This window comes from Brevundimonas sp. Soil_N_31 (genome assembly GCF_057655995.1).
Map to the genome: position 1 here is coordinate 114,353 of NZ_JBDGLE010000004.1, position 20,046 is coordinate 134,398.

Here is a 20,046-nt window from a genome sequence, read left to right on the forward strand (position 1 = left end):
CGAGGGTCGTCTCAGGCCCTCGCTTCCATCGCTGAGCGGCGCGCCGGCGCCGGCGCCAGCCGCAGGGCGGCGCTGGCCCGCGCAGGCAGCGGCCGCAAACAGAAGGAATAGTCGCCGTCATAGGGGGTGGGCCGCCAGCCCGCGTCCTGCATCCCTGCGTTGAACGCGACATGGCAGTGGCCCCAGCCGCCCTCTCGGTGAGCCTTGTCGATGAGCGGCCCGAGCGCCTGGAGCAATTCAGGCGAGGTTGCTTGCAGTCGCACCTTGGCCGCGCCCAAGGTCGGCGCCAGGATACGCAGCCCTTCTAGAAGAGATTGAACGGCTTCGGGATCGGTCTGAAGGGCGACCAGGTCGATGACCTCCAGGATCGGCGGCTCCAGCGGCGTCTGCTTGTTCAGCATGGCCAGCGCGAAGCCTGTGATGCGCCCCTTCTCGCGATACGCCAAGGCCAAGGGCGGGACCGTCAGGTCGGGGTCGGACAGGCGCCAGCGCATGATTGCGGGGCTGCGGTCGGCGATCAACCGTCCCTCGCCGCGCAGGGCCTGCCAGAATTGGTCGTAATCCGAACCGTCTGTCAGATCGTCGAGCAAGCTGACCGTGGAGGGCAGACGGGCCTGGGCGTTCTGCAGACGTCGCCCGCCGAACAGGCGCGGCAAGGGCGATAACTGCTCGCCCAGCAGGCGGGCCAGAAGCGGCGCCTGATCGACAATATGGCGCAGGCCGCGCCCGTAGAGACAGGCGAGGGGATCCACCAGCCAGGACAGCTTGACGTCATGCGTGAGCGGCGGCCAGGGTGTCATGCCGTGACGCTTGTAAAGAGGGCTGGAACGGGCGTTCGCGTTCAGCGTGTACCGGGCGAAGCACCCGGGCTGGTTGACGAAGGCGTGGATCAGGTCGCGGCTGCGGCCGCGCTGATCGGGCGGGACGATAATGGAATAGCCGGTGGCCCCGTACAGCGCGCGGTCGTCCAGCCAGAAGCGCTGGATAAAGTTGCCTGCACAGGCGACGGCGCCGCCTCCGTTGTCAATGACCCAGCCGTTGGGGCTGTGCAGCGCCCGTGTCGCCGGATTTGACCATAACCACGCCCACCCGGCCCGTGATCGCGCTGGCCACCAGACGCTGCGATGCAGCCGATTGACCGCTTCCAGGTCGGCGGGGCGCATCGGGCGAAGCGTCATGACGAGGTCTCCACGCAGTCCGAGAAAGGGACGACGAAGAATTTTCGTTAAAAGTGTATTTTAAAATAACCGCGCTCGAAACGGGAAAGTGTTGACGAATATGCGACGTCCTGACGGCGGGATTTCGTCCTTAACGCTTGTTTGCAATCCGTGACCGTGCTGTTTCTGCACGCTTCCGCGCCCGTCGGGGGCGCAAGAAGATGGAGCTTGCCGTTGAGCACGACGGACGGAGGGGGCGCGCGATCGGTGCGCCGGCCCGGCACTCGAAGGGGCGCAGCCCAGACGATGGCTATGAATGAGATGAAGTCGATCATGATCTGTGCGGGGGCCCAGGCATGAATATCGTCATCGCGATCGGTCTGATCATCACCTTCGTCACGGGCGTGCCCGTGCTGATGCAGATCCTGAAAAATCACCCGCGCGGGCTGATCATTCTGTTCTTTGCGGAGATGTGGGAGCGCTTCTCCTACTACGGGATGCGCGGCATCCTGATCTTCTTCCTGACCCAGCACTTCCTGTTCGACGACGCCCAGGCCGGTTCGGCCTACGGCTCCTACACCTCGCTGGTGTACCTGCTGCCGCTGCTGGGCGGCATGATGGCCGACCGCTTCATCGGCACGCGCAAGGCCGTGGCGTTCGGCGCCCTGCTGCTGGTGGCCGGTCACGGCATGATGGCCTTCGAGGGGCGTCCCGCCACCGAAACCCTGACCTACCAGGGCGCGGCCTATGAAATCTCGGCCGAGGGCCGCGGCGCCGCGCGCGACGTGGGTCTGATGGTCAACGGCCAGAAGTACGCCTTCGCCCCGGTCGAGAACGGCCTGGCGATCAAGGATCTGCCGCAGGACGCGCCGATCCCGGCCGTGCTGCCGACCGGCGAGTACAAGATCGACGTGACCCGCGACATGGCGGGCATCAACGTCTTCTACCTGGCCATCGCCCTGATCATCATGGGCGTGGGCTATCTGAAGCCGAACATCTCGACCATTGTCGGACAGTTGTATCCCGAAGGCGATCCGCGCCGGGATTCGGGCTTCACCCTCTACTATTACGGCATCAACCTGGGAGCCTTCTGGGCCGCGGTTCTGTGCGGCTATCTGGGCCAGACGGTCGGCTGGTGGGCGGGCTTCGGCCTGGCCGGGGTCGGCATGGCGCTGGGCTGGGTGGTCTTCGTCCTGGGCAAGCCGCTGCTGCAAGGCAAAGGCGAGCCTCCGGCCGAGGGTAATCTGAAGAAGCCCTTCCTGGGACCGCTGAACCGCGAATGGTCGATCTACCTGCTCAGCATCCTGGGCGTCGGCGTGGTGTGGTTCATGGTCCAGCGCAACGCCCTGGTGGGCTGGGTGCTGGGCGCCGCGACCGTCGCTTCGCTGGCCTTCATCGCCTACATCATCATCAAGGTCTGCGAGAACCGCATCCAGCGCGAGCGCATGATGCTGGCGGTGGTGCTGATCATCGGCTCGGTGGTCTTCTTCACCCTGTTCGAACAGGCCGGCACTTCGCTGAACCTGTTCGCGGACCGTAACGTCGATCTCAGCCTGACGCCGACGGCGGTTCAGTTCCTTGGGATCACCATCGGCACCCCGTCGCAACTGGCGGCCGCGGGCATCACCCCGTCGGGCTTCTGGATCGACGCCACGGTGACCGCCGCCCAGACGCAGTCGTTCAACGCGGGCTTCATCCTGATCTTCGCGCCGATCATGGCGGCGCTGTGGGCCTTCCTGGGCAAACGCAACCTGGATCCGAACCCGACGCTGAAGTTCGGTCTCGGCCTGTTGCAGGTCGGCCTGGGCTTCATGATCGTGGTGTGGGGCGCAGGCATGGCCGATTCAGCCTTCCAGATGCCGATCCTGCTGCTGGGTCTGCTCTACATGTTCCACACCCTTGGCGAGCTGTTCCTGTCGCCGGTGGGCCTGTCGGAGATCACCAAGCTGTCGCTGGCCAAGGTGGTCAGCTTCATGATGGCGGTGTGGTTCCTGGCCTCGTCCATCGCCCAGTACGTCGGCGGCTGGATCGCGGGCCTGGCCGGCACCGAGACCGTCGGCGGCCAGGTGCTGGATCCCGGCGCGGCGCTGCGCACCTCGCTGGAGGTGTTCGAGATGCTGGGCCTGTGGGGCATGGGCATCGGCGTCGGCTTCATCGTCCTCAGCTTCTTCATCAAGGGCTGGTCGCACGAGAAGGCGGCGTAACAGGCGTCTCTCGTCCGGTCCGGCGCTCAGGCTCCGGACCGGCGGACGACGAAAGGAAAGGGCGGCGTCTCGCAGGAGGCGCCGCCCTTTTCAGTTGTCCGGGGGAGGCCCCGGCTGGTTCCGGGGTTCGTGGTTTCGGTTCGTCAGAAGGTTTTGCGCAGACGGATCTGATAGAAGGTGCGCGGGTCGATGAAGCGGTTCTCGACGAAGGCGATCGGCCGGGTCTCACGGTCGCCGAATTCAGTGCGCTCGACGTTGAAGTCGTCCCAGATGTTCACCTGGCCGCGGATCGAGAGGGTCGGCGTCGGCTTATACTCGGCCCACAGCTCGTAATAGTCGTGGCCCCGCCAGCCTGAAATCTGGTCCGGACGATAGTTCTTCTGGCCCAGCAGGGGGATCCAGGCGCCGCCCCACTGCAGCTTCCAGCTGGTGATGTCCTGCTGGAAGGTGATGGTCGCCTGGCTGGCGCGAATGCCGGAGATGGGACGGATCTCGCCCGTGGTCGGGTCGGTGACTTCGGTATGGTTCCAGGTGTTGCGGAAGCCGAACTTGCCGCCTGACAGACCCAGCTTGTCGGTGGGGACCGTGACGTTCAGCACCAGCTGATCCAGCGTCCCGTCGCCGATGTTGCCCACGGCGGCGTAACCGCCTTCGAGGGGAATGACGTCGATGGCGTCCGTGATCTCGTCGTGGCGCAGGCCGATGCTGACGATGCCTTCGCCCCAGAAGCGTTTTTCATAGGTCAGTTCGGCGACCCAGCGGGATTCGGGTTGCAGGTTCACATTGCCGCCGAAGACGTTCTCGTCGGCGAACTCGGCCGAGGCGGCGAAGTCGCCGAAGTCGAGCTGTCCCACCGTCCGCTCCAGGCGCAACCGTAACTGGTTGTTCGCCGCCGGGGTCCAGGTGGCCAGCAGGCGCGGCTTGGCGAAGAAGAAGTTCTTTTCCTGATCAGCGTCGCCGGATTGGCTGATGGTCGAGGATTCCAGCCGCAGACCGCTTTCCAGCGTCCACTTGGGATTGATGCGCCAGGTGGCCTTGCCGAACAGTTCGCCGCGTGTTTCCTCGACCTTGACCGAGGCCGAAGGCAGCGGCTCCGGCACGCCGCCGATGGAATAGGCCTGATCGCGTTCCAGCATGTTGTAAGCGATTTCGCCGCCCGCCTCGAAGTCCATCGACGGCGACCGTTCGTAGCGCACTAGGCCGCGCAGGATGGTTTCCGAGGACTTGCCGTCAGAGTTGAACAACTGCTCGGGGCTTTCGACGCCGGAGACGCGGCCACGCGAGGTTGAGACTGACTCATAGTCACCGAACTCATGAATGAAGCGGGTTTCCAGCTTCAGCTTTTCGGACAGCGGGCGGGTGTAAACGGCGCCGAATTCGCCGCTGTGGCCGTCCTCGTCATACAGGCTCTCGCGCAGGACGTCCGGGGCGGTCTGGCGGTTGATGTTGTGCCAGTCGTTGATCCCGTAGCGCGCCGTCAGGTCGACCTTGCCGCCCAGGAAGGGGCTGGAGTAGTTGCCGCGGATCGAGTTCCCGCCGCCGTAGCCGTCGTTGTAGTAATCCTCGGCGCGCAGCAGTTCGCCGTTCGGGCCGACCCGGCGCAGCGGTCCCGCGCCGTTGGAATCGCTGCTGGAGATGCCGTCGCCCAGCGTCACGCCCCAGGTACGATCGCCTTTGCGTTCGGTGAACTGATAGGTGCCGCCGAACAGATCCTGGCCGCCTTCGAACAGGCTGGCGTTGAAGGTGGCGATGTGTTCGCGGCTGGCGGTGTTCTTCAGGATGACGTTGACGACGACGGAATAGCCCTGCATCTCGATGCCCGGCGCCCCGCCGCGGATCAGCTCGATGCGGTCCACCTGGGCGGCCACGGTGCGGCCCAGGACGTTGGAGCCGGTGTCGTTCTTCGACGCCGGGCGCGAGCCGTTGATCAGGACGTTGCCGACCGCGCCTTCAAAGCCGCGCGCCCCGTCGCCGTCGTTGACCGAGAAGCCGGGCACACGGTTGACCATGTCCAGCGCCGTGTTGGGGCGGGCGTCGGCGAAGAAGTCGGGGGTGAAGATCAGCACCGCCTGATCGCCGGGCACGGCCGACTGGCGCGCGGGCGCGGCGGGCGCATCGGCGGCGAGCGCCGCAGCCGGCGCAGCGGTCAGCAGCAGGGCGGTGGTCGCCAGCAGGGCGCTCTTGGTGTTCATCTCGTCCTCTCCCTCGGTGTCCGGCAGAGGTTTGGCGGCGTGGCGGTTCGATCTCCAGTTACAAGCCCGACAGGTGGATTAAATCGCTGACAGCATTACGGAATAGTCACGTGCGGTGGAACTTTCAGCCCTTAGGATGAGGGCATGAAAGCTCCTCTTCTTTCCCTCGCCCTGGCCGCTCTCATCCTTGCTGCGGCGGCTCCGTCCTCGGCCTTCGCCGCCCAAGAACAGGCCGAGGCGGCGACCCGCGTGGACGAGGTGGTCGTCACCGCCCGGCGGGCGGGCGCGCCGATGTGGACGGTGCGACGCGACGGCGAGGGGGTGATGATCCTGGTCGGCGCCATCGAGGAGGCGCCGCGCGGCTTCGAATGGCGCGCCCAGGCGCTGGAGGAGGCCGCCGCCCGTTCCGACCGCATACTGTTCCCGCAGCGCGGTCGAGCCTCGCCCGCCGACGTCCTGCGCCTGATGTGGCGCATCCGCACCATCGGCTGGCTGCCGGAAGGCACGACGACCGCCGACTACCTGACGCCCGAGGATCAGGCGCGGCTGGAAGCCCTGATGGCGGACGAAAAGACCGATCAGTGGCGGCGATACAGTCTGCTGATGCTGGCCATCGACCTGTTCAAGGACAAGGCGGGCGAGAAGGACGCTCGGCCGGTCGGCGCCGACGACGCCGTGCGCCGCGCCGCCCGCAAGGCGCGCGTGCCGATCCGCTCCGTCGGGGTGGTGCGCGGCGCCGACCTGGTGGAGAGCCTGATCTCCGCCCCGCCGGCGACCCATCGCGAATGCCTGCGCGCGGCTCTGTCGGCCGCCGAACTGGGACCGGAGGCCGTGCGTCTGCGGGCCGAGGCCTGGCGCGGGCTGCGGGTGGCCGAGGTGCTGGCCTCGCCGGTCGATCAGGCGGTGGACCGCTGCTGGCCGTGGGGCGATCCGCAGATCGGGCCGCAACTGCGTGCGGAATGGACCGACGCCGTCGCCCAGGCCCTGACCCAGCCCGGCTTGACCATGGCCGTCGCGCCGCTGCGTCGTCTGGCCGAGCCGGGCGGCGTGCTGGATGCGCTGGAGGCCCAGGGCTTCGAGGTGGATGGTCCGCAGTGGAAGGCGGCGCCTTCGGGCGGCTGAAGACGTCGGACGGGGCTTAGGAAGGGGAGGGGACGTCATGAGATCAAAAGGCGCAATGGTTCTCGCAGCGGCGATAGTTCTGGCGTCGGGGACGCTGACCCGGGCTCAGGACGAAGCCGCAACGACTCTTGAGGACATCGTCGTGGTGGCGCGTCGATCGGGTGCGCCGACATGGGAGATTCGCAACGGAGACAGCGTCGTGATCATCGTAGGGGCGCTCTCGGCCGTGCCGCGCGACATCGTCTGGCGGCCCGAGGCGCTGGAGGCGGCGGTGTTACAGGCGGACGCCATCGTCATGTCCCAGACGGCGACGATGAGCCTGGCAGATTACATGCGCATGCGCCGCGCCCGCGCCCGTCTGCCGGATGGCGCGACGACAGCGGACTATCTTGAAGCCGATCAACTGACCAGGCTGGAGGCCCTGGGCGCCCGCTATCGCCAGAACTACGCCGACCGGGGGCTGGTGGCCGTTGCGCGCGATCTGCTGGACGACCGGCTGGCCTATGAGCGCGGCGCGGGGCGCGGCGTGCTGACGACGGTCCGCTCCATGGCGCGTAAGGCTAAAAAATCGACGGTTCACGTTGGAGACCTGGACGCTCGCCATGTCGACGAGGCCGTCGCCGTGCCGGACGACAACCAGATCGCCTGTCTTTCGGCCGCCATTCGCGCGACCGAGGCGGGAAAGGACGGCATGGCTCAGAGGGGCGCGAGCTGGGCCAGGCAGGACGTTCGTGCGGTCATGGCCAGTCCGTTGGAACAGGCGATCGACCATTGCGCCATGTTCGCCGATGGCGATCTGCGCCGGAACGGCCGCACGCAATGGAGCGAGGCGCTGGCCGACGCCCTGACAGCCGCCCGGACCACCCTGATGGTCACGCCGATCAGCGTCGCGGCGGAAGCTGGCGGTCTGCTGGATCAGGCGGCGGCAAGGGGACTGGAGGTCAGCGGTCCCGAATGGCGCATCTCGCCCGCCACGCACGAAGGCGGTTGACGCCCGGCGTGCGAAGGCCGACGCCGGGGGCATGAGCGACATCGAACCCAGACTCACCTCCTTGGCCCACGGCGGCGGCTGCGGCTGCAAGATCGCGCCCGACGTGCTGCAGTCCATCCTGGCCTCGACGCCGCGCACGGCGGTCTTCGCCGATCTGATGGTGGGGACCGAGACTTCGGACGATGCGGCGGTCTGGCGGCTGAACGACCAGCAGGCCCTGGTGGCCACGACCGACTTCTTCATGCCGATGGTGGATGACCCGTTCGACTTCGGCCGGATCGCGGCGGCCAACGCCCTGTCGGACGTCTACGCCATGGGGGCGACGCCGATCTTCGCCCTGGCCCTCGTCGGCATGCCGGTCGGCAAGCTGTCGCCTCAGACCATCGGCCGGGTGCTGGAAGGCGGCGCGTCCGTCTGCGCCGAGGCGGGCGTCCCCGTGGCGGGCGGCCATTCGATCGACAGCCTGGAGCCGATCTACGGCCTGGTCGCCCTGGGCCTGACGCATCCCGATCGGGTGCTGACCAATCGCGGCGCGCGGGCGGGCGACGTGCTGATCCTGACCAAGGCCCTGGGCGTCGGCGTGCTGAGCGCCGCCTATAAGCAGGGGCGGCTGGAGGCGGGCGGCTATGAGGCCCTGATCGGCTCGACCACCCGGCTGAACACGCCGGGGCCGAAGCTGGCGGCGATGGACGGGGTCCATGCGGTGACGGACGTGACCGGCTTCGGCCTGCTGGGCCATGCGCTGGAGATGGCGCGCGGCGCGGGCCTGACGGTCGAGATCGACGCCGATGCGCCGCTGTTTCTGGACGGGTCGCCCGCCCTGGCCCAGGCCGGGGTGCGGACCGGGGCCTCGGTGCGCAACTGGGCGGCCTATGGCGGGGCGGTGACGTTGGACGCCGAACTGCCGGAATGGCGGCGCGACCTGCTGACCGATCCCCAGACCTCGGGCGGCCTGCTGATCGCTGTGGCGCCTGAGGCGGCCGAGGCGGTGATGACGTTGGTGGCGGACATGGGCTTCGCCTCGGCGCGCCGCGTCGGCCGCGTGCGCGAGGGCGCGCCTTCCGTGGTCGTGAAGGCGGGCGGCTGATGGCGCGGCTGACGGCGGACGTGTCGCTTGCGGCCCTGGCCCGCTACGACGCCGTCGTCGACGTGCGCAGCCCCGGCGAGTTCGCCGAGGATCACCTGCCCGGCGCGATCAATCTACCGGTGCTGGACGACGCCCAGCGCGCCGAGGTGGGAACCCTCTACGTCCAGACCTCGAAATTCCTCGCCCGCCGCCTGGGCGCGGCCCTGGTGGCGCGCAACATCGCGGCGCATCTGGAAGGGGCGCTGGGCGACCGCGACGGCGGGTTCCAGCCTCTGGTCTATTGCTGGCGCGGCGGGCAGCGCTCGACGGCCATGACCACGGTGATGGAGCAGGTCGGCTGGCCCGTCACGCGGCTGGAGGGCGGCTATCAGACCTGGCGCCGGACGGTGGCCGCCGCCCTGCATGACCTGGAGACGGCCCCGGCGTTGAAGCTGGTCCTGTTGGACGGCCTGACCGGCAGCGGCAAGACCGAGGTGCTGGCCCGCCTGGCGGATCACGGCGTCCAGAGCCTGGATCTGGAAGGGCTGGCGGCGCATCGCGGCTCCCTGTTCGGGCGCACCGAGGCGGAGCAGCCGTCGCAGAAGCTGTTTGAGAGCCGACTGTACGCCGCGCTTGCCGCCCTGGACCTGAGCCGCCCCGTGGTGGTCGAGGCCGAGGCCAGCCGCATCGGCCGCCTGACGGTGCCGCCCGTGCTGTGGGCGGCGATGAAGGCGGCGCCCGCCCTGCGTCTGTCGGCCCCGTTCGAGGCGCGGGTCGAGCGGGTGCTGCGCGATTATCAGGCGGCGACCGACGATGCGGCCGTGCGTGACGCCCTGCTGGCGCGGATGCCCAGTCACCACAGCCGCGAGCGGATCGCGCAGTGGCGCGCCCTGTCGCAGGCGGGCGACCTGCGCGCCCTGGCGACGGCCCTGATGCGCGACCACTACGATCCGGCCTATCGCCGGGCGTCGGCGGGGGCGCGCGACCTGGGCGAGATCACGATGGACGGCGGCGCGGAGGCGGACTTGGACTGCGCGGCGGAAGCAATTGCGGCTTCCCTCTCCCAATGAGAGAGGGGCGGTTAGACCGCCGTGCCGCCGACCGTCAGGCCGCCGATCTTGAGGCTGGGCTGGCCGATGCCGACGGGGACGCCTTGCCCGGCCTTGCCGCAGGTGCCGACGCCGGGGTCGAAGGCGAAGTCGTCGCCGATCATCTGAATCTGGGTCAGGGCCGTGGCGCCGTCGCCGATTAGGGTGGCGCCGCGCACCGGGGCGGTGATCTTGCCGTCCTCGATCAGATAGGCCTCGGTGCACTGGAAGACGAATTTGCCGTTGGTGATGTCCACCTGGCCGCCGCCGAAGTTGGCGGCGTAGAGGCCGCGCTTGGTCGAGGCGATCATGTCGGCCTGCGAATCCTTGCCGCCTTCCATGAAGGTGTTGGTCATGCGCGGCATGGGCGTGTGGGCGAAGGACTGGCGGCGGCCGTTGCCGGTGGCGTTCGCGCCCAGCTGACGCGCCGACAGCCGGTCGTGCATCAGGCCGACCATGATCCCATCCTCGATCAGCACGGTGCGCGATGTCGGGGTGCCTTCGTCGTCGAACGACAGCGAGCCGCGGCGTCCGGCGATGGAGCCGTCGTCCACGACCGTCACGCCCGGCGCGGCCACGCGCTTGCCCATCATGCCGGTGAAGACCGACGAGCCCTTGCGGTGGAAGTCGCCCTCGAAGCCGTGACCGACGGCTTCGTGCAGCAGGACGCCGGGCCAGCCCGCGCCCAGCACCACGTCCATCTCGCCCGCCGGGCAGTCGACGGCCTCCAGATTGACTAGGGCTTGACGCAGGGCCTCGTCCACCTGGGCCTGCCAGCGTTCTGGGGCGACCCATTCCTCGAAGCCTGCACGTCCGCCCGCGCCGGAGGAGGCGCTTTCGCGGCGGCCGTCCTTCTCGACGGTGACGGAGACGTTCAGCCGGACCAGCGGACGCAGGTCGCTGAGCAGCCGCCCGTCGCCGCGCAGGATGTCTATGGCGCGACGCTCGCCGACCAGGGAGGCAGAGACCAGCACCACGCGCGGATCGCGGGCGCGCGCCCAGGCGTCGATCTCGGCCAGCAGGGCGATCTTGTCCGAAAAGGCCGGGGCCAGCAGCGGATCGACCGGATCATAGAGGCGCTGGTTGGTAGCGCGCGGCGCCTCGGCGGCGGTTCCGTCATAGCCGCGCTTGGCGAGCGCAGCGCTGTCGGCGGCGCGGCGGATGGCGGCGGCGGAGATTTCATTGGCGTGGGCGTAGCCGGCGGTCTCGCCCGCCACGACGCGCAGGCCAAAACCTTCAACAGCATCGTAGGAGGCGCCCTTCAGCCGCCCGTCGTCGAAGACCAGGGATTCGCTTTCGGTCTTTTCGAGGAACAGCTCCCCGTCGTCGGCGCCCGACAGGGCGGTCTGCAGGATCGACAGGGCCTCGTCCGGGGCTAGGCCCGCGGCGTCGAGGATGGGGGAGGGGGAGGCGACAGTGCTCATGGACGCTAGATAGGGGCTGCGAGGCCCGGCGTCACGGCCCGCAAAAGCAATCGGCCCCTCTCGTCGTGCGAAAGGGGCCGATCGGCGTCATGCGCGTGCGGGCGACGCTTAGTCCTCCGTCACCTCGCCCGAGCCGCTGACCGACTGGCGCAGTTCGGCGGGGCGGCGGGTCAGGCGCACTTCGCCGCTGCCCGAGACGTCGACCTCGGCCTTGCCGCTGGGGCCGACGCGGACCTCGCCCGAGCCGCTGACGCGGACCTTGGCGTCGTCGACGATCAGTTCGTCCATGCGGGCGTCGCCGGCGCCGGAGACGTCGACCGTCACGGCGTCGGTGCGACCCTGGACCCGCACGTCGGACGAGCCGGTCAGCGTCAGGTCCAGCGACGGCTGGTCATAGCCGCGGATCTTCAGCTCGGTCGGGCCGGACAGGTCGAAGGTCTTCACCGAGGGGGCCTTGATGATGATCTTCAGGGCGTCGGTCTCGCTCCAGCCGCGAATGCCGGTGCGGGTCCAGCGGACATAGCTGCGGTCGCCGCGCGGGGCCTCGTCCAGGGTCAGACGGCCGTTGGAGAAGCGCACCCGCTCGACCACGTTCTGGGCGCCCGAGACGGTGATGCCCGGCGTCTCAGCCTGCTGGTCGTAGACGACGTCGGCGGGGATGTTGACGGTCAGGCGGTCGCCGCCCGTCCATTCGATGGTTCGGGTGGTGTCGGGCGAGACCTGGCCGCGCTCGACGGTGAAGCCGCTGTCGCCGGCCTCGTCGTCGGTGATGATCCAGGTCCAGTCGTGGCGGGCCAGGTCGCGGCCTCCCACGGCGAAGGCGCCGCCGATGCCGACGATGGCGAGGATCAGGCCCGCGCCGGAGATGATGAGCAGATTGCGGATCATGACTGTGTTCTCCTCTCTCTGGCTTTAGGCCTGGGGTTCCAGGGCGGGTTTGACGACGCGGTAGTGCAGGCGGGCGTACCAGACGGTGGCGTCGATCAGCCATTTGGTCAGCAGGGCCATGGTTCCGACCATGAAGACGCCCAGGCCCATCAGGCCGACGCCCAGCAGCGCGGCGGCCAGCGCCCCGCCCGGCAGGCCCATGAAGGCGCCCGCCACCATGACGAAGCCGCCGGCGATGAAGACGCCGACCCCGCCCAGCAGCAGGGACAGCACCGTGCCGAAGACGGGCAGGGCGATGGGCAGCAGGATTAGGATGTCGATCGCGCCCAGGCCCAGGATGCCGAACACGGCCCCGGCGGCGGAGGAGGCCGACGGCTCCTGACGCCAGCGCTGGGCGCCGGCCTCGGCCTTCAGTTCGCGGGACAGGCGATCGGGATCGCCCAGGGCTTCGGCCACCTCGGCCTCGCTGCGTCCGGCGGCGGCGCCGTCGGCGAAGTGGGCCTCATAGTCGTTGACGATCTCATTGGCGGTGGCGGCGGGCAGGCCCACCAGGCCGCGCCGCAGTCGCGCCAGGAATTCCGCGCGGTTCATTTGTCCTCTCCCCTGTCAGCTTGGGCGGTCGATTCGGTTCGGGCGCTCTGATCGAGCAGGGCGGGCGTTTCGGCCGGGGCCTCGGCGACAATGACGCTGTCGTCGTCATCGCCCGCGATCAGGGCCTCGACGGCGCGGGCGAAGGCCCGCCACTCGCCGGTCTGGCCGTCCAGGGCGCGACGGCCCGCGGCGGTCAGGCGGTAGTATTTGCGCGACGGGCCGCTGGATGATTCGACCAGATAGGTCTCGACCAGGCCGTCGGTCTGCATCCGCCGCATCAGCGGATAGATGGTGCCTTCCCCCATGCCGATGGCGTCGGACAGGCGGCTGGCGATTTCATAGGCGTAGCTGTCGCGTCGGGCGAGCAGCGCCAGGACACACAGTCCCAGCACGCCTTTCTTCAGTTGGATGTCGATGGTGTCGGGCATTGCGTCCCTCTTGGGCGTCCCTCTCTAGGGTGCTTAAGGGGTATCGCAAGGTATCTTGCCGTGCAAGGTAGCTGTCCAAACATGACAGCGATTTAATCGACCGCATTTTGACCGGAGGGCGCCATAGGTGCGCTTGATCGCTTGGCAAGGGCGGTTCGAGCCGATAAGGACCGGCCATGACACGCCGAGGTCCGTCTGGGCCCGGCGACGCTTGCGAATTGCTCGCAAACGTCTGCTGCAGAACGGTTTATGAGGACTTCTCGAATGGGGATGGGCATGCGAGCCATGGCGCGGTTGGGGGGCGGTATCGCCGCGACCGCCCTTGCCGCCATTTTCGCTGCGCCGGCGATGGCGCAGGATGTTTTGGGTCAGCCGACGCCGGCTGGTCTCGGCTTCCAGACGGCGGCCGCGCCGCTGGCGCACGAGGCTCACTTCTTCCACAACGTCGTGCTGATGCCGGTCATCACCGTGATCTGCGTCCTGGTGCTGGCGCTGCTGGTGTGGATCGCGATCCGCTACAACAAGCGCGCCAACCCGACCCCGGCCAAGTGGAGCCACAACACGGTCATCGAGGTCATCTGGACCGTGGTGCCGGTGCTGATCCTGGTCGGCATCTCCCTGTTCTCGTTCCGCCTGCTGTTCGCCTATCACGACTATCCGGACTCGGACGTGACGGTGAAGATCACCGGCAACCAGTGGAACTGGGGCTATGAATATCCGGACCAGGGCGTGGCCGAGTACATCTCGAACATGCTGCCGGAAGACAAGGCGCCCAAGCATCTGTACCGCCTGGCCGCCGATGAACCGATGGTGGTTCCGGTCGGTCAGAACGTCCGCCTGCTGATCACAGCTTCGGACGTGATCCACGCCGTCGCCGTGCCGGCCTTCGCCATCAAGGTGGACGCCGTTCCGGGCCGCATGAACGAGACCTGGTTCCGCGCCGAGAAGGAAGGCGACTACTACGGCCAGTGCTCCGAGCTGTGCGGCGTCGACCACGCCTTCATGCCGATCCACGTCAAGGTGGTGAGCCAGGAAGCCTTCGCCGCCTGGGTCGCCTCCAAGGGCGGCTCCATGACCAAGGCCGCCGATGACGCCGCGGCCGCCGCTGCTGCGGCTGCGCCCGCCGCCGCCGAAGCGCCCGCCGCTCCGGCTGCTGACGCCGCCGCCGCCCCGACCGACGCCGCGCCTGCGGCCCCCGCAACCGCCGCCGCGCCCGCCGCGCCGGCCGCTCAGTAAGAGAGACGCGAGAGCCCAGACCCATGGCCACCGCTGCTGTTCACGATTCACACGACCATAAGCCGGGCTTCTTCACCCGCTGGTTCCTGTCGACCAACCACAAGGACATCGGGATTCTGTACCTGGTGTTCGCCATCTTCACCGGTCTTGTCGGCGGCGCCCTGTCGGGCCTGATCCGCTGGGAACTGGCCGAGCCGGGCATCCAGCTGTTCAAGGAAGGCACGATCATCCAGCAACTGGGGATCGTCGAGGCTTCCAAGCACGGCTACAACGTCACGGTCACGGCCCACGCCCTGATCATGGTGTTCTTCGTCGTCATGCCCGCAACCATGGGCGGCTTCGGCAACTACTTCATCCCGATCATGATCGGGGCGCCGGACATGGCCTTCCCGCGCTTGAACAACATCTCGTTCTGGCTGATCTTCTTCGCCTTCGTGCTGCTGGTGCTGTCGATGTTCGTCGACGGCGGGCCGGGCCGCGGCTTCGGCGGGGGGTGGACCTCCTATCCGCCGCTGTCGACCATGGGCCACACGGGACCGTCGTTCGACCTGGCGATCTTCTCGCTGCACGTCGCGGGCGCCTCGTCGATCCTGGGCGCGATCAACTTCATCACCACCATCTTCAACATGCGCGCGCCGGGCATGACCCTGCACCGCATGCCGCTGTTCGCCTGGGGCGTGCTGATCACGGCCTTCCTGCTGCTGCTGTCGCTGCCGGTTCTGGCGGGCGCCATCACCATGCTGCTGACCGATCGTAACTTCGGCACCTCCTTCTTCGATCCGGCCGGCGGCGGCGACCCGGTGATGTACCAGCACCTGTTCTGGTTCTTCGGCCACCCCGAAGTGTACATTATGATCCTGCCGGGCTTCGGCATGATCTCGCACATCGTCTCGACCTTCTCGAAGAAGCCGATCTTCGGCTATCTCGCGATGGCCTACGCCATGGTCGCCATCGGCTTCATCGGCTTCATCGTGTGGGCGCACCACATGTACACGGTCGGCATGAGCGTGAACCTGCGCGCCTACTTCGTGGCCGCGACCATGATCATCGCCGTGCCCACGGGCGTGAAGATCTTCAGCTGGATCGCCACCATGTGGGGCGGCTCCATCACCTTCAAGGCGCCCATGCTGTGGGCGATGGGCTTCATCTTCCTGTTCACCGTCGGCGGCGTGACCGGCGTGGTCCTGTCGAACGCCGGCATCGACTACAGCCTGCACGACACCTACTACGTCGTGGCGCACTTCCACTATGTGCTGTCGCTGGGCGCCATCTTCTCGATTTTCGCGGCCTTCTACTACTGGTACGAGAAGATGTTCGGGGTGAAGTACAATGAGTTCCTGGCTCAGGCTCACTTCTGGATCATGTTCGTGGGCGTGAACCTGGTGTTCTTCCCGCAGCACTTCCTGGGTCTGCAGGGCATGCCGCGTCGCTACGTCGACTATCCGGAAGCCTTCACCTACTGGAACCACGTCTCGTCGGTCGGCTATCTGATCACCATCATCGGCGTGGGCGTGTTCCTGGTGCTGCTGCTGGAATCCGCCATCCGTCGCCGCAAGGCCGAGGCCAACCCGTGGGGCGAAGGCGCCACCACGCTGGAGTGGACCCTGTCCTCGCCGCCCCCGCACCACCAGTTCAACGAACTGCCGGTGGTCAAGGCGGACAACCACTGATCCTTATCGGATAGACCCGGAGAGGCCGCCCTTCCGTAATCGGAGGGGCGGCCTTAACGCTTTTTATGACCATGACCGAACAGCCCACCCGCGAAACGCCCCTCGTCACCACGGCCCAGCCGGAAGACTTCTTCCAGCTGCTGAAGCCGCGCGTCATGTCGCTTGTGGTGTTCACGGCGGTGACGGGCCTGGTCGTGGCGCCTGGTCAGCTGAGCTGGGTCAATGCGGTCATCGCCATTCTGTGCATCGCCGTCGGCGCTGGAGCGGCGGGCGCGCTGAACATGGCGGTCGAGGGCGAGACCGACGCCCTGATGCGCCGCACGCGCGGCCGTCCGGTCGCGGCGGGCCGCGTGCGCAAGAACGACGCCATCGCCTTCGGCATGGTGCTGTCGGTCTTTTCGGTCATGCTGCTGGGCATGACGACCAACTGGCTGGCGGGCGGCCTGCTGGCCCTGACCATCGTCTATTACGTCTGGCTCTACACCCTGGTGCTGAAGCGCCGGACGCCCCAGAACATCGTCATCGGCGGCGCGGCAGGGGCCTTGCCCCCCGTGATCGGCTGGGCGGCGGTGACGGGCGACGCGCCGTGGCAGGCCTGGCTGCTGTTCCTGATCATCTTCATGTGGACGCCGCCGCACACCTGGGCCCTGACCCTCTATTCGGCCGGCGACTACGCCAAGGCGGGCATTCCGATGATGCCGGTGGCGCGCGGGGCCAAGTCGACCCGTCTGCAGATCCTGCTCTACAGCCTGGCCTTCGTGCCGGTGGCGATCGCGCCGGCCTTCACCGGCCTGGGCGGCCCCATCTATCTGGTGGTGTCGGTCGCGGGGGGGCTGGGCTTCCTGGCCCTGGCCTTCCGCCTGTGGCGCTCGCGCGCCGGCGACCAGCCCGACAAGGCCGAGGCCGTGGGGCGAGAGGCCGCATTGTATGACGTCCGGGTCGAGGCCAAACCGGCCCGCAACCTGTTCGCCTTTTCGATCTTGTACCTGATGGCGTTGTTCTCGGCCCTGTTGGTCGAGCATCTGTCGGGCGTCGGAGTCTGAATCCCATGTCCAACCTCCAGTACCTGAAGCTGAACGATGAACAGGTTCGTGCGCGCAAGCGTCGCAACGTGGCCATCGCCCTGGGCCTGCTGGCCTTCATCGCCCTGGTCTACACCGTGACGGTGTCGCGCATGCACGCCAACAACCAGGCGCGGCATGAAGCCGAGGCGGCGGCCCTGGCCACGCTGGAGAGGGCCGATCCGGCCCTTCCGGCGCCGGTCCAGCCGGACGCTCCTGCGCCTGTAACCCAGGAGCCTTGAGGGCTGTGAAGAACAAGAATTCGGTCGCGCTGCTGTGCGCGGCCCTGGTCATCCTGATGACGGGCGCGGCCTTCGCCGCCGTGCCGCTGTACCGGCTGTTCTGCCAGGTGACGGGCTTTGACGGCACGACCATGAAGGCCGAGGCGGCGCCGACCACGATCCTGGATCAGGAAGTCCTGATCCGTTTCGACACCAACGTCCGCGACCTGCCCATGACCTTCAAGGCCGAGCAGTTCAGCCAGAAGGTCCGCATCGGCGAGACGGGCATGGCCTATTTCGAGGTGACCAACACCTCGAACCAGACGATCCACGCCACGGCGGCCTATAACGTCGTGCCCGAGCGGGCCGGTCCGTACTTCCAGAAGCTGCAGTGCTTCTGCTTCGAGGGGCAGGAGATCGCGCCGGGCGCGACCGTCTCCTTCCCGATGCAGTATTTCGTCGCGCCCGAGATGGCGACCGACGCCGAGGTGAAGGGGGTGCGCGAAATCACCCTCAGCTACACCTTCTTTCCAACCAAAGGCTTTCAGCAGGCCGTTGCGAACGACTCTGCTGTTGGCAAAGCCGGAGAGCGGGGGCTATAGCCCTCTTCAAACGACTCTCGCCTTAATTCAGAGACCTTGGGAATGGCTGACGCTCACGCGAAACCGCAACACGACTACCATCTGGTCGATCCGAGCCCCTGGCCGCTGATCGCCTCCTTCTCCGCGTGCATCATGTTCGTCGGCGCCGTGATGTGGATGAAGGGCCTGTTCGGCATGCCCGAAGGCACCAAGTGGCTGTTCTTCGCCGGCCTCGCGGGCGTGCTGTTCACGATGTACGGCTGGTGGGCCGACGTCATCAAGGAATCCAAGAAGGGCGACCACACCCCGGTCGTCGGCATCGGCCTGCGCTACGGCATGGTGCTGTTCATCGCGTCGGAGGTGATGTTCTTCGTCTCCTTCTTCTGGATGTTCTTCGACATGGCGATCTTCAACGAAGCGCGCACGATCATCCCGGAAGTGGGCAACTGGGCCGACACGGCGACCGCCTGGCAGACCTGGCCGCCCAAGGGCGTCGAGCTGCTGGATCCGTGGAGCCTGCCGCTCATGAACACGGTCATCCTGCTGCTGTCGGGCACGACCCTGACCTGGGCGCACCACGCCCTGATCGGCGGCGACCGCAAGGGCGCCAAGCTGGGCCTGCTGATCACCGTCCTGCTGGGCGTGCTGTTCACCGGCGTTCAGGCCTATGAGTATTACCACATCCTGCACGGCCACCTGTTCTTCAGCGAGGAAGCGGCCCAGTCGAAGCTGTACGGCTCCATCTTCTTCATGACGACGGGCTTCCACGGCTTCCACGTCCTGGTCGGCACCATCTTCCTGGCCGTCTGCCTGCTGCGCCTCTACGCCGGTCAGATGACCCCGCAGAAGCATTTCGGCCTCGAAGCCGCTGCCTGGTACTGGCACTTCGTCGACGTGGTGTGGCTGTTCCTCTTCGTCTTCATGTACGTCGTCTTCGGTTGATCGAACGCGACGGACAAGTTGAGCTTTCGTCGGCGCGGGGCCTCAAGCCCCGCGCCGATTTGCTTGTCTGGCCCGCTGTTCGCGCAGGGATCATGGGGCGCTGTCCGGCCTGCGGGCGCGGGGCGCTGTTCGAGGGCTTCCTGAAGCGCCGCTCCGCTTGCGAGGCCTGCGGTTTCGATCTGGGTTCGGTCGAGACGGGCGACGGCGCGGCCACCTTCATCATGCAGATCGCCGGCTTTCTGGTCGGCTTCTCGGCCCTGGCCGTCGAAATCGCCTGGAGCCCGCCGATCTGGCTGCACCTGATCATCTGGCTGCCGTTGGTCGCGGTTCTGGCCGTGGCCTTGATGCGGCCGGGCAAAGGGCTGATGACAGCCCTGCAGATGCTGCGCCAGAAGGGCGCCGATTCACACCGAGAGACCCGATGATCGTCGCCGCCCGGCCTCGCTTTCCCATCATCCTGACCGTGATCGCCGTCCTGCTGCTGGGCGCCCTGCTGACGCTGGGCGTGTGGCAGGTGCAGCGGCTGCAGTGGAAGCTGGACCTGATCGACAAGGCCGAGGCCGCCGCGGCCCAGGCGCCGCTTCCCCTGGCCGAGGCGCTGACGCTGGCTGATCCCGAGTTCCGCCAGGTGGTCGTGACCTGCCGGGGCCTGAACGCGGCGCCCTTCGTCGAGCTTCAGACCATCGAGGACGGCGACGCCGGGGTGCGGCTGATCTCGGCCTGTCCGGTCGAGGGTCAGGGGACGGTGCTGGTCGACCGCGGCTTCCTGCCCGCCGAAACAGCCGAGCGCCCCGCCGTGCAGGCCGAGGCCGCCATGCCGGTCGTGATCGCGGGCGTGGTGCGCCAGGCGCCGGGCCCCAACGCCATGACCCCGCCGCCCTCGGGCAAGCTCTTCTACGGCCGCGACCGGGCGGCGATGGCCCAGGCCCTGGGCGTGACGGGGGCGGTGTCGCCCTACACCGTCTATGCGACCACCTCGGCCAATCCCGAATTGACGACGTTGCGGCCGGTGTCGCCGCCCGCCGCCTTTAGCAACAACCACCTGGGCTACGCCCTGACCTGGTTCGGCCTGGCGATCACCCTGGTCGTCTTCTACGCGGCCCTGCTGCTGCGCCGCTATCGCCCCACGCCTTCCAAGGATCGCTGACCTGACTGCTCGTCTTCACACCCTGTCCAACGGCGTG

Annotated in this window: 18 protein-coding genes and 1 pseudogene; 13 read left to right on the forward strand and 6 right to left on the reverse strand. The window is 67.6% G+C overall.

The features are described 5' to 3' along the window. Positions 1–11: 11 nt before the first annotated feature. Positions 12–1,178, reverse strand: coding sequence for an N-acetyltransferase family protein (locus AC3A3G_RS08080; protein ID WP_487487930.1), 1,167 nt, complete (start codon positions 1,176–1,178; stop codon positions 12–14). Positions 1,179–1,513: 335 nt separating this feature from the next. Between AC3A3G_RS08080 and AC3A3G_RS08085 the strand changes: the two genes are divergently transcribed. Beyond that, positions 1,514–3,361, forward strand: coding sequence for a peptide MFS transporter (locus AC3A3G_RS08085; RefSeq protein ID WP_125901191.1), 1,848 nt, complete (start codon positions 1,514–1,516; stop codon positions 3,359–3,361). A gap of 143 nt (positions 3,362–3,504) precedes the next feature. On the opposite strand, the gene AC3A3G_RS08090 is transcribed toward AC3A3G_RS08085, so the two are convergent. After that, on the reverse strand, positions 3,505–5,553 hold the full coding sequence (locus AC3A3G_RS08090; protein WP_368925424.1) for a TonB-dependent receptor plug domain-containing protein: 2,049 nt from the start codon (positions 5,551–5,553) through the stop codon (positions 3,505–3,507). Positions 5,554–5,697: 144 nt separating this feature from the next. Between AC3A3G_RS08090 and AC3A3G_RS08095 the strand changes: the two genes are divergently transcribed. Genes AC3A3G_RS08095 through mnmH form a run of 4 tightly spaced genes read left to right on the forward strand, consistent with a single transcriptional unit; the run spans position 5,698 to position 9,802 of the window. Then, entirely contained in the window at positions 5,698–6,675 is a 978-nt protein-coding gene (locus AC3A3G_RS08095) for a TraB/GumN family protein (RefSeq protein ID WP_200168019.1), read from the forward strand. A gap of 55 nt (positions 6,676–6,730) precedes the next feature. Further along, positions 6,731–7,666 (forward strand): TraB/GumN family protein, encoded by a 936-nt coding sequence (locus AC3A3G_RS08100; protein ID WP_368925421.1) that lies wholly within the window; start codon positions 6,731–6,733, stop codon positions 7,664–7,666. Positions 7,667–7,697: 31 nt separating this feature from the next. Continuing rightward, positions 7,698–8,753 carry a selenide, water dikinase SelD gene (gene selD / locus AC3A3G_RS08105; protein WP_487487931.1) on the forward strand — a complete coding sequence of 352 codons (1,056 nt, stop codon included), beginning with the start codon at positions 7,698–7,700 and terminating at the stop codon, positions 8,751–8,753. Continuing rightward, a complete protein-coding gene (mnmH, locus tag AC3A3G_RS08110) occupies positions 8,753–9,802 on the forward strand; it encodes a tRNA 2-selenouridine(34) synthase MnmH (RefSeq protein WP_487487932.1) in 1,050 nt (349 codons plus the stop codon). The genes selD and mnmH overlap by 1 nt, the downstream gene beginning before the upstream one ends. A gap of 11 nt (positions 9,803–9,813) precedes the next feature. On the opposite strand, the gene tldD is transcribed toward mnmH, so the two are convergent. The 4 genes and pseudogenes from tldD to AC3A3G_RS08130 all read right to left on the reverse strand — a co-directional run. After that, the gene (tldD, locus tag AC3A3G_RS08115; RefSeq protein ID WP_200216343.1) at positions 9,814–11,244 is read right to left on the reverse strand and encodes a metalloprotease TldD; all 1,431 of its coding nucleotides are present in this window, start codon (positions 11,242–11,244) and stop codon (positions 9,814–9,816) included. Between the two features lie 108 nt (positions 11,245–11,352). Continuing rightward, complete coding sequence (locus AC3A3G_RS08120) at positions 11,353–12,132, reverse strand: GIN domain-containing protein (protein ID WP_487487933.1); 780 nt, start codon at positions 12,130–12,132, stop codon at positions 11,353–11,355. 24 nt (positions 12,133–12,156) lie between these two features. Next, positions 12,157–12,723, reverse strand: coding sequence for a DUF1700 domain-containing protein (locus AC3A3G_RS08125; protein WP_200168024.1), 567 nt, complete (start codon positions 12,721–12,723; stop codon positions 12,157–12,159). A gap of 116 nt (positions 12,724–12,839) precedes the next feature. Further along, positions 12,840–13,151, reverse strand: a pseudogene (locus AC3A3G_RS08130) (PadR family transcriptional regulator); the annotation flags it as partial. Between the two features lie 264 nt (positions 13,152–13,415). On the opposite strand from AC3A3G_RS08130, the gene coxB reads away from it, so the two are divergent. The 8 genes from coxB to AC3A3G_RS08170 all read left to right on the forward strand — a co-directional run bounded on the left by coxB (position 13,416) and on the right by AC3A3G_RS08170 (position 20,009). Continuing rightward, positions 13,416–14,387, forward strand: a complete 972-nt coding sequence (coxB, locus tag AC3A3G_RS08135; protein ID WP_200168026.1) for a cytochrome c oxidase subunit II — start codon at positions 13,416–13,418, stop codon at positions 14,385–14,387. A gap of 23 nt (positions 14,388–14,410) precedes the next feature. Beyond that, a complete protein-coding gene (ctaD, locus tag AC3A3G_RS08140) occupies positions 14,411–16,057 on the forward strand; it encodes a cytochrome c oxidase subunit I (protein WP_087141731.1) in 1,647 nt (548 codons plus the stop codon). Between the two features lie 65 nt (positions 16,058–16,122). Further along, positions 16,123–17,100 carry a heme o synthase gene (gene cyoE / locus AC3A3G_RS08145; protein WP_487487934.1) on the forward strand — a complete coding sequence of 326 codons (978 nt, stop codon included), beginning with the start codon at positions 16,123–16,125 and terminating at the stop codon, positions 17,098–17,100. A gap of 5 nt (positions 17,101–17,105) precedes the next feature. Continuing rightward, the gene (locus tag AC3A3G_RS08150; RefSeq protein WP_125901211.1) at positions 17,106–17,360 is read left to right on the forward strand and encodes a hypothetical protein; all 255 of its coding nucleotides are present in this window, start codon (positions 17,106–17,108) and stop codon (positions 17,358–17,360) included. A gap of 5 nt (positions 17,361–17,365) precedes the next feature. Continuing rightward, positions 17,366–17,941, forward strand: a complete 576-nt coding sequence (locus AC3A3G_RS08155; protein WP_087141734.1) for a cytochrome c oxidase assembly protein — start codon at positions 17,366–17,368, stop codon at positions 17,939–17,941. A gap of 42 nt (positions 17,942–17,983) precedes the next feature. Then, entirely contained in the window at positions 17,984–18,862 is an 879-nt protein-coding gene (locus AC3A3G_RS08160; RefSeq protein ID WP_200168029.1) for a cytochrome c oxidase subunit 3, read from the forward strand. A gap of 92 nt (positions 18,863–18,954) precedes the next feature. Beyond that, positions 18,955–19,287: a DUF983 domain-containing protein gene (locus AC3A3G_RS08165; RefSeq protein ID WP_200168030.1), complete on the forward strand. Its 333-nt coding sequence runs from the start codon at positions 18,955–18,957 to the stop codon at positions 19,285–19,287. Then, complete coding sequence (locus tag AC3A3G_RS08170) at positions 19,284–20,009, forward strand: SURF1 family protein (protein WP_368924576.1); 726 nt, start codon at positions 19,284–19,286, stop codon at positions 20,007–20,009. The genes AC3A3G_RS08165 and AC3A3G_RS08170 overlap by 4 nt, the downstream gene beginning before the upstream one ends. Positions 20,010–20,046 lie beyond the last annotated feature (37 nt).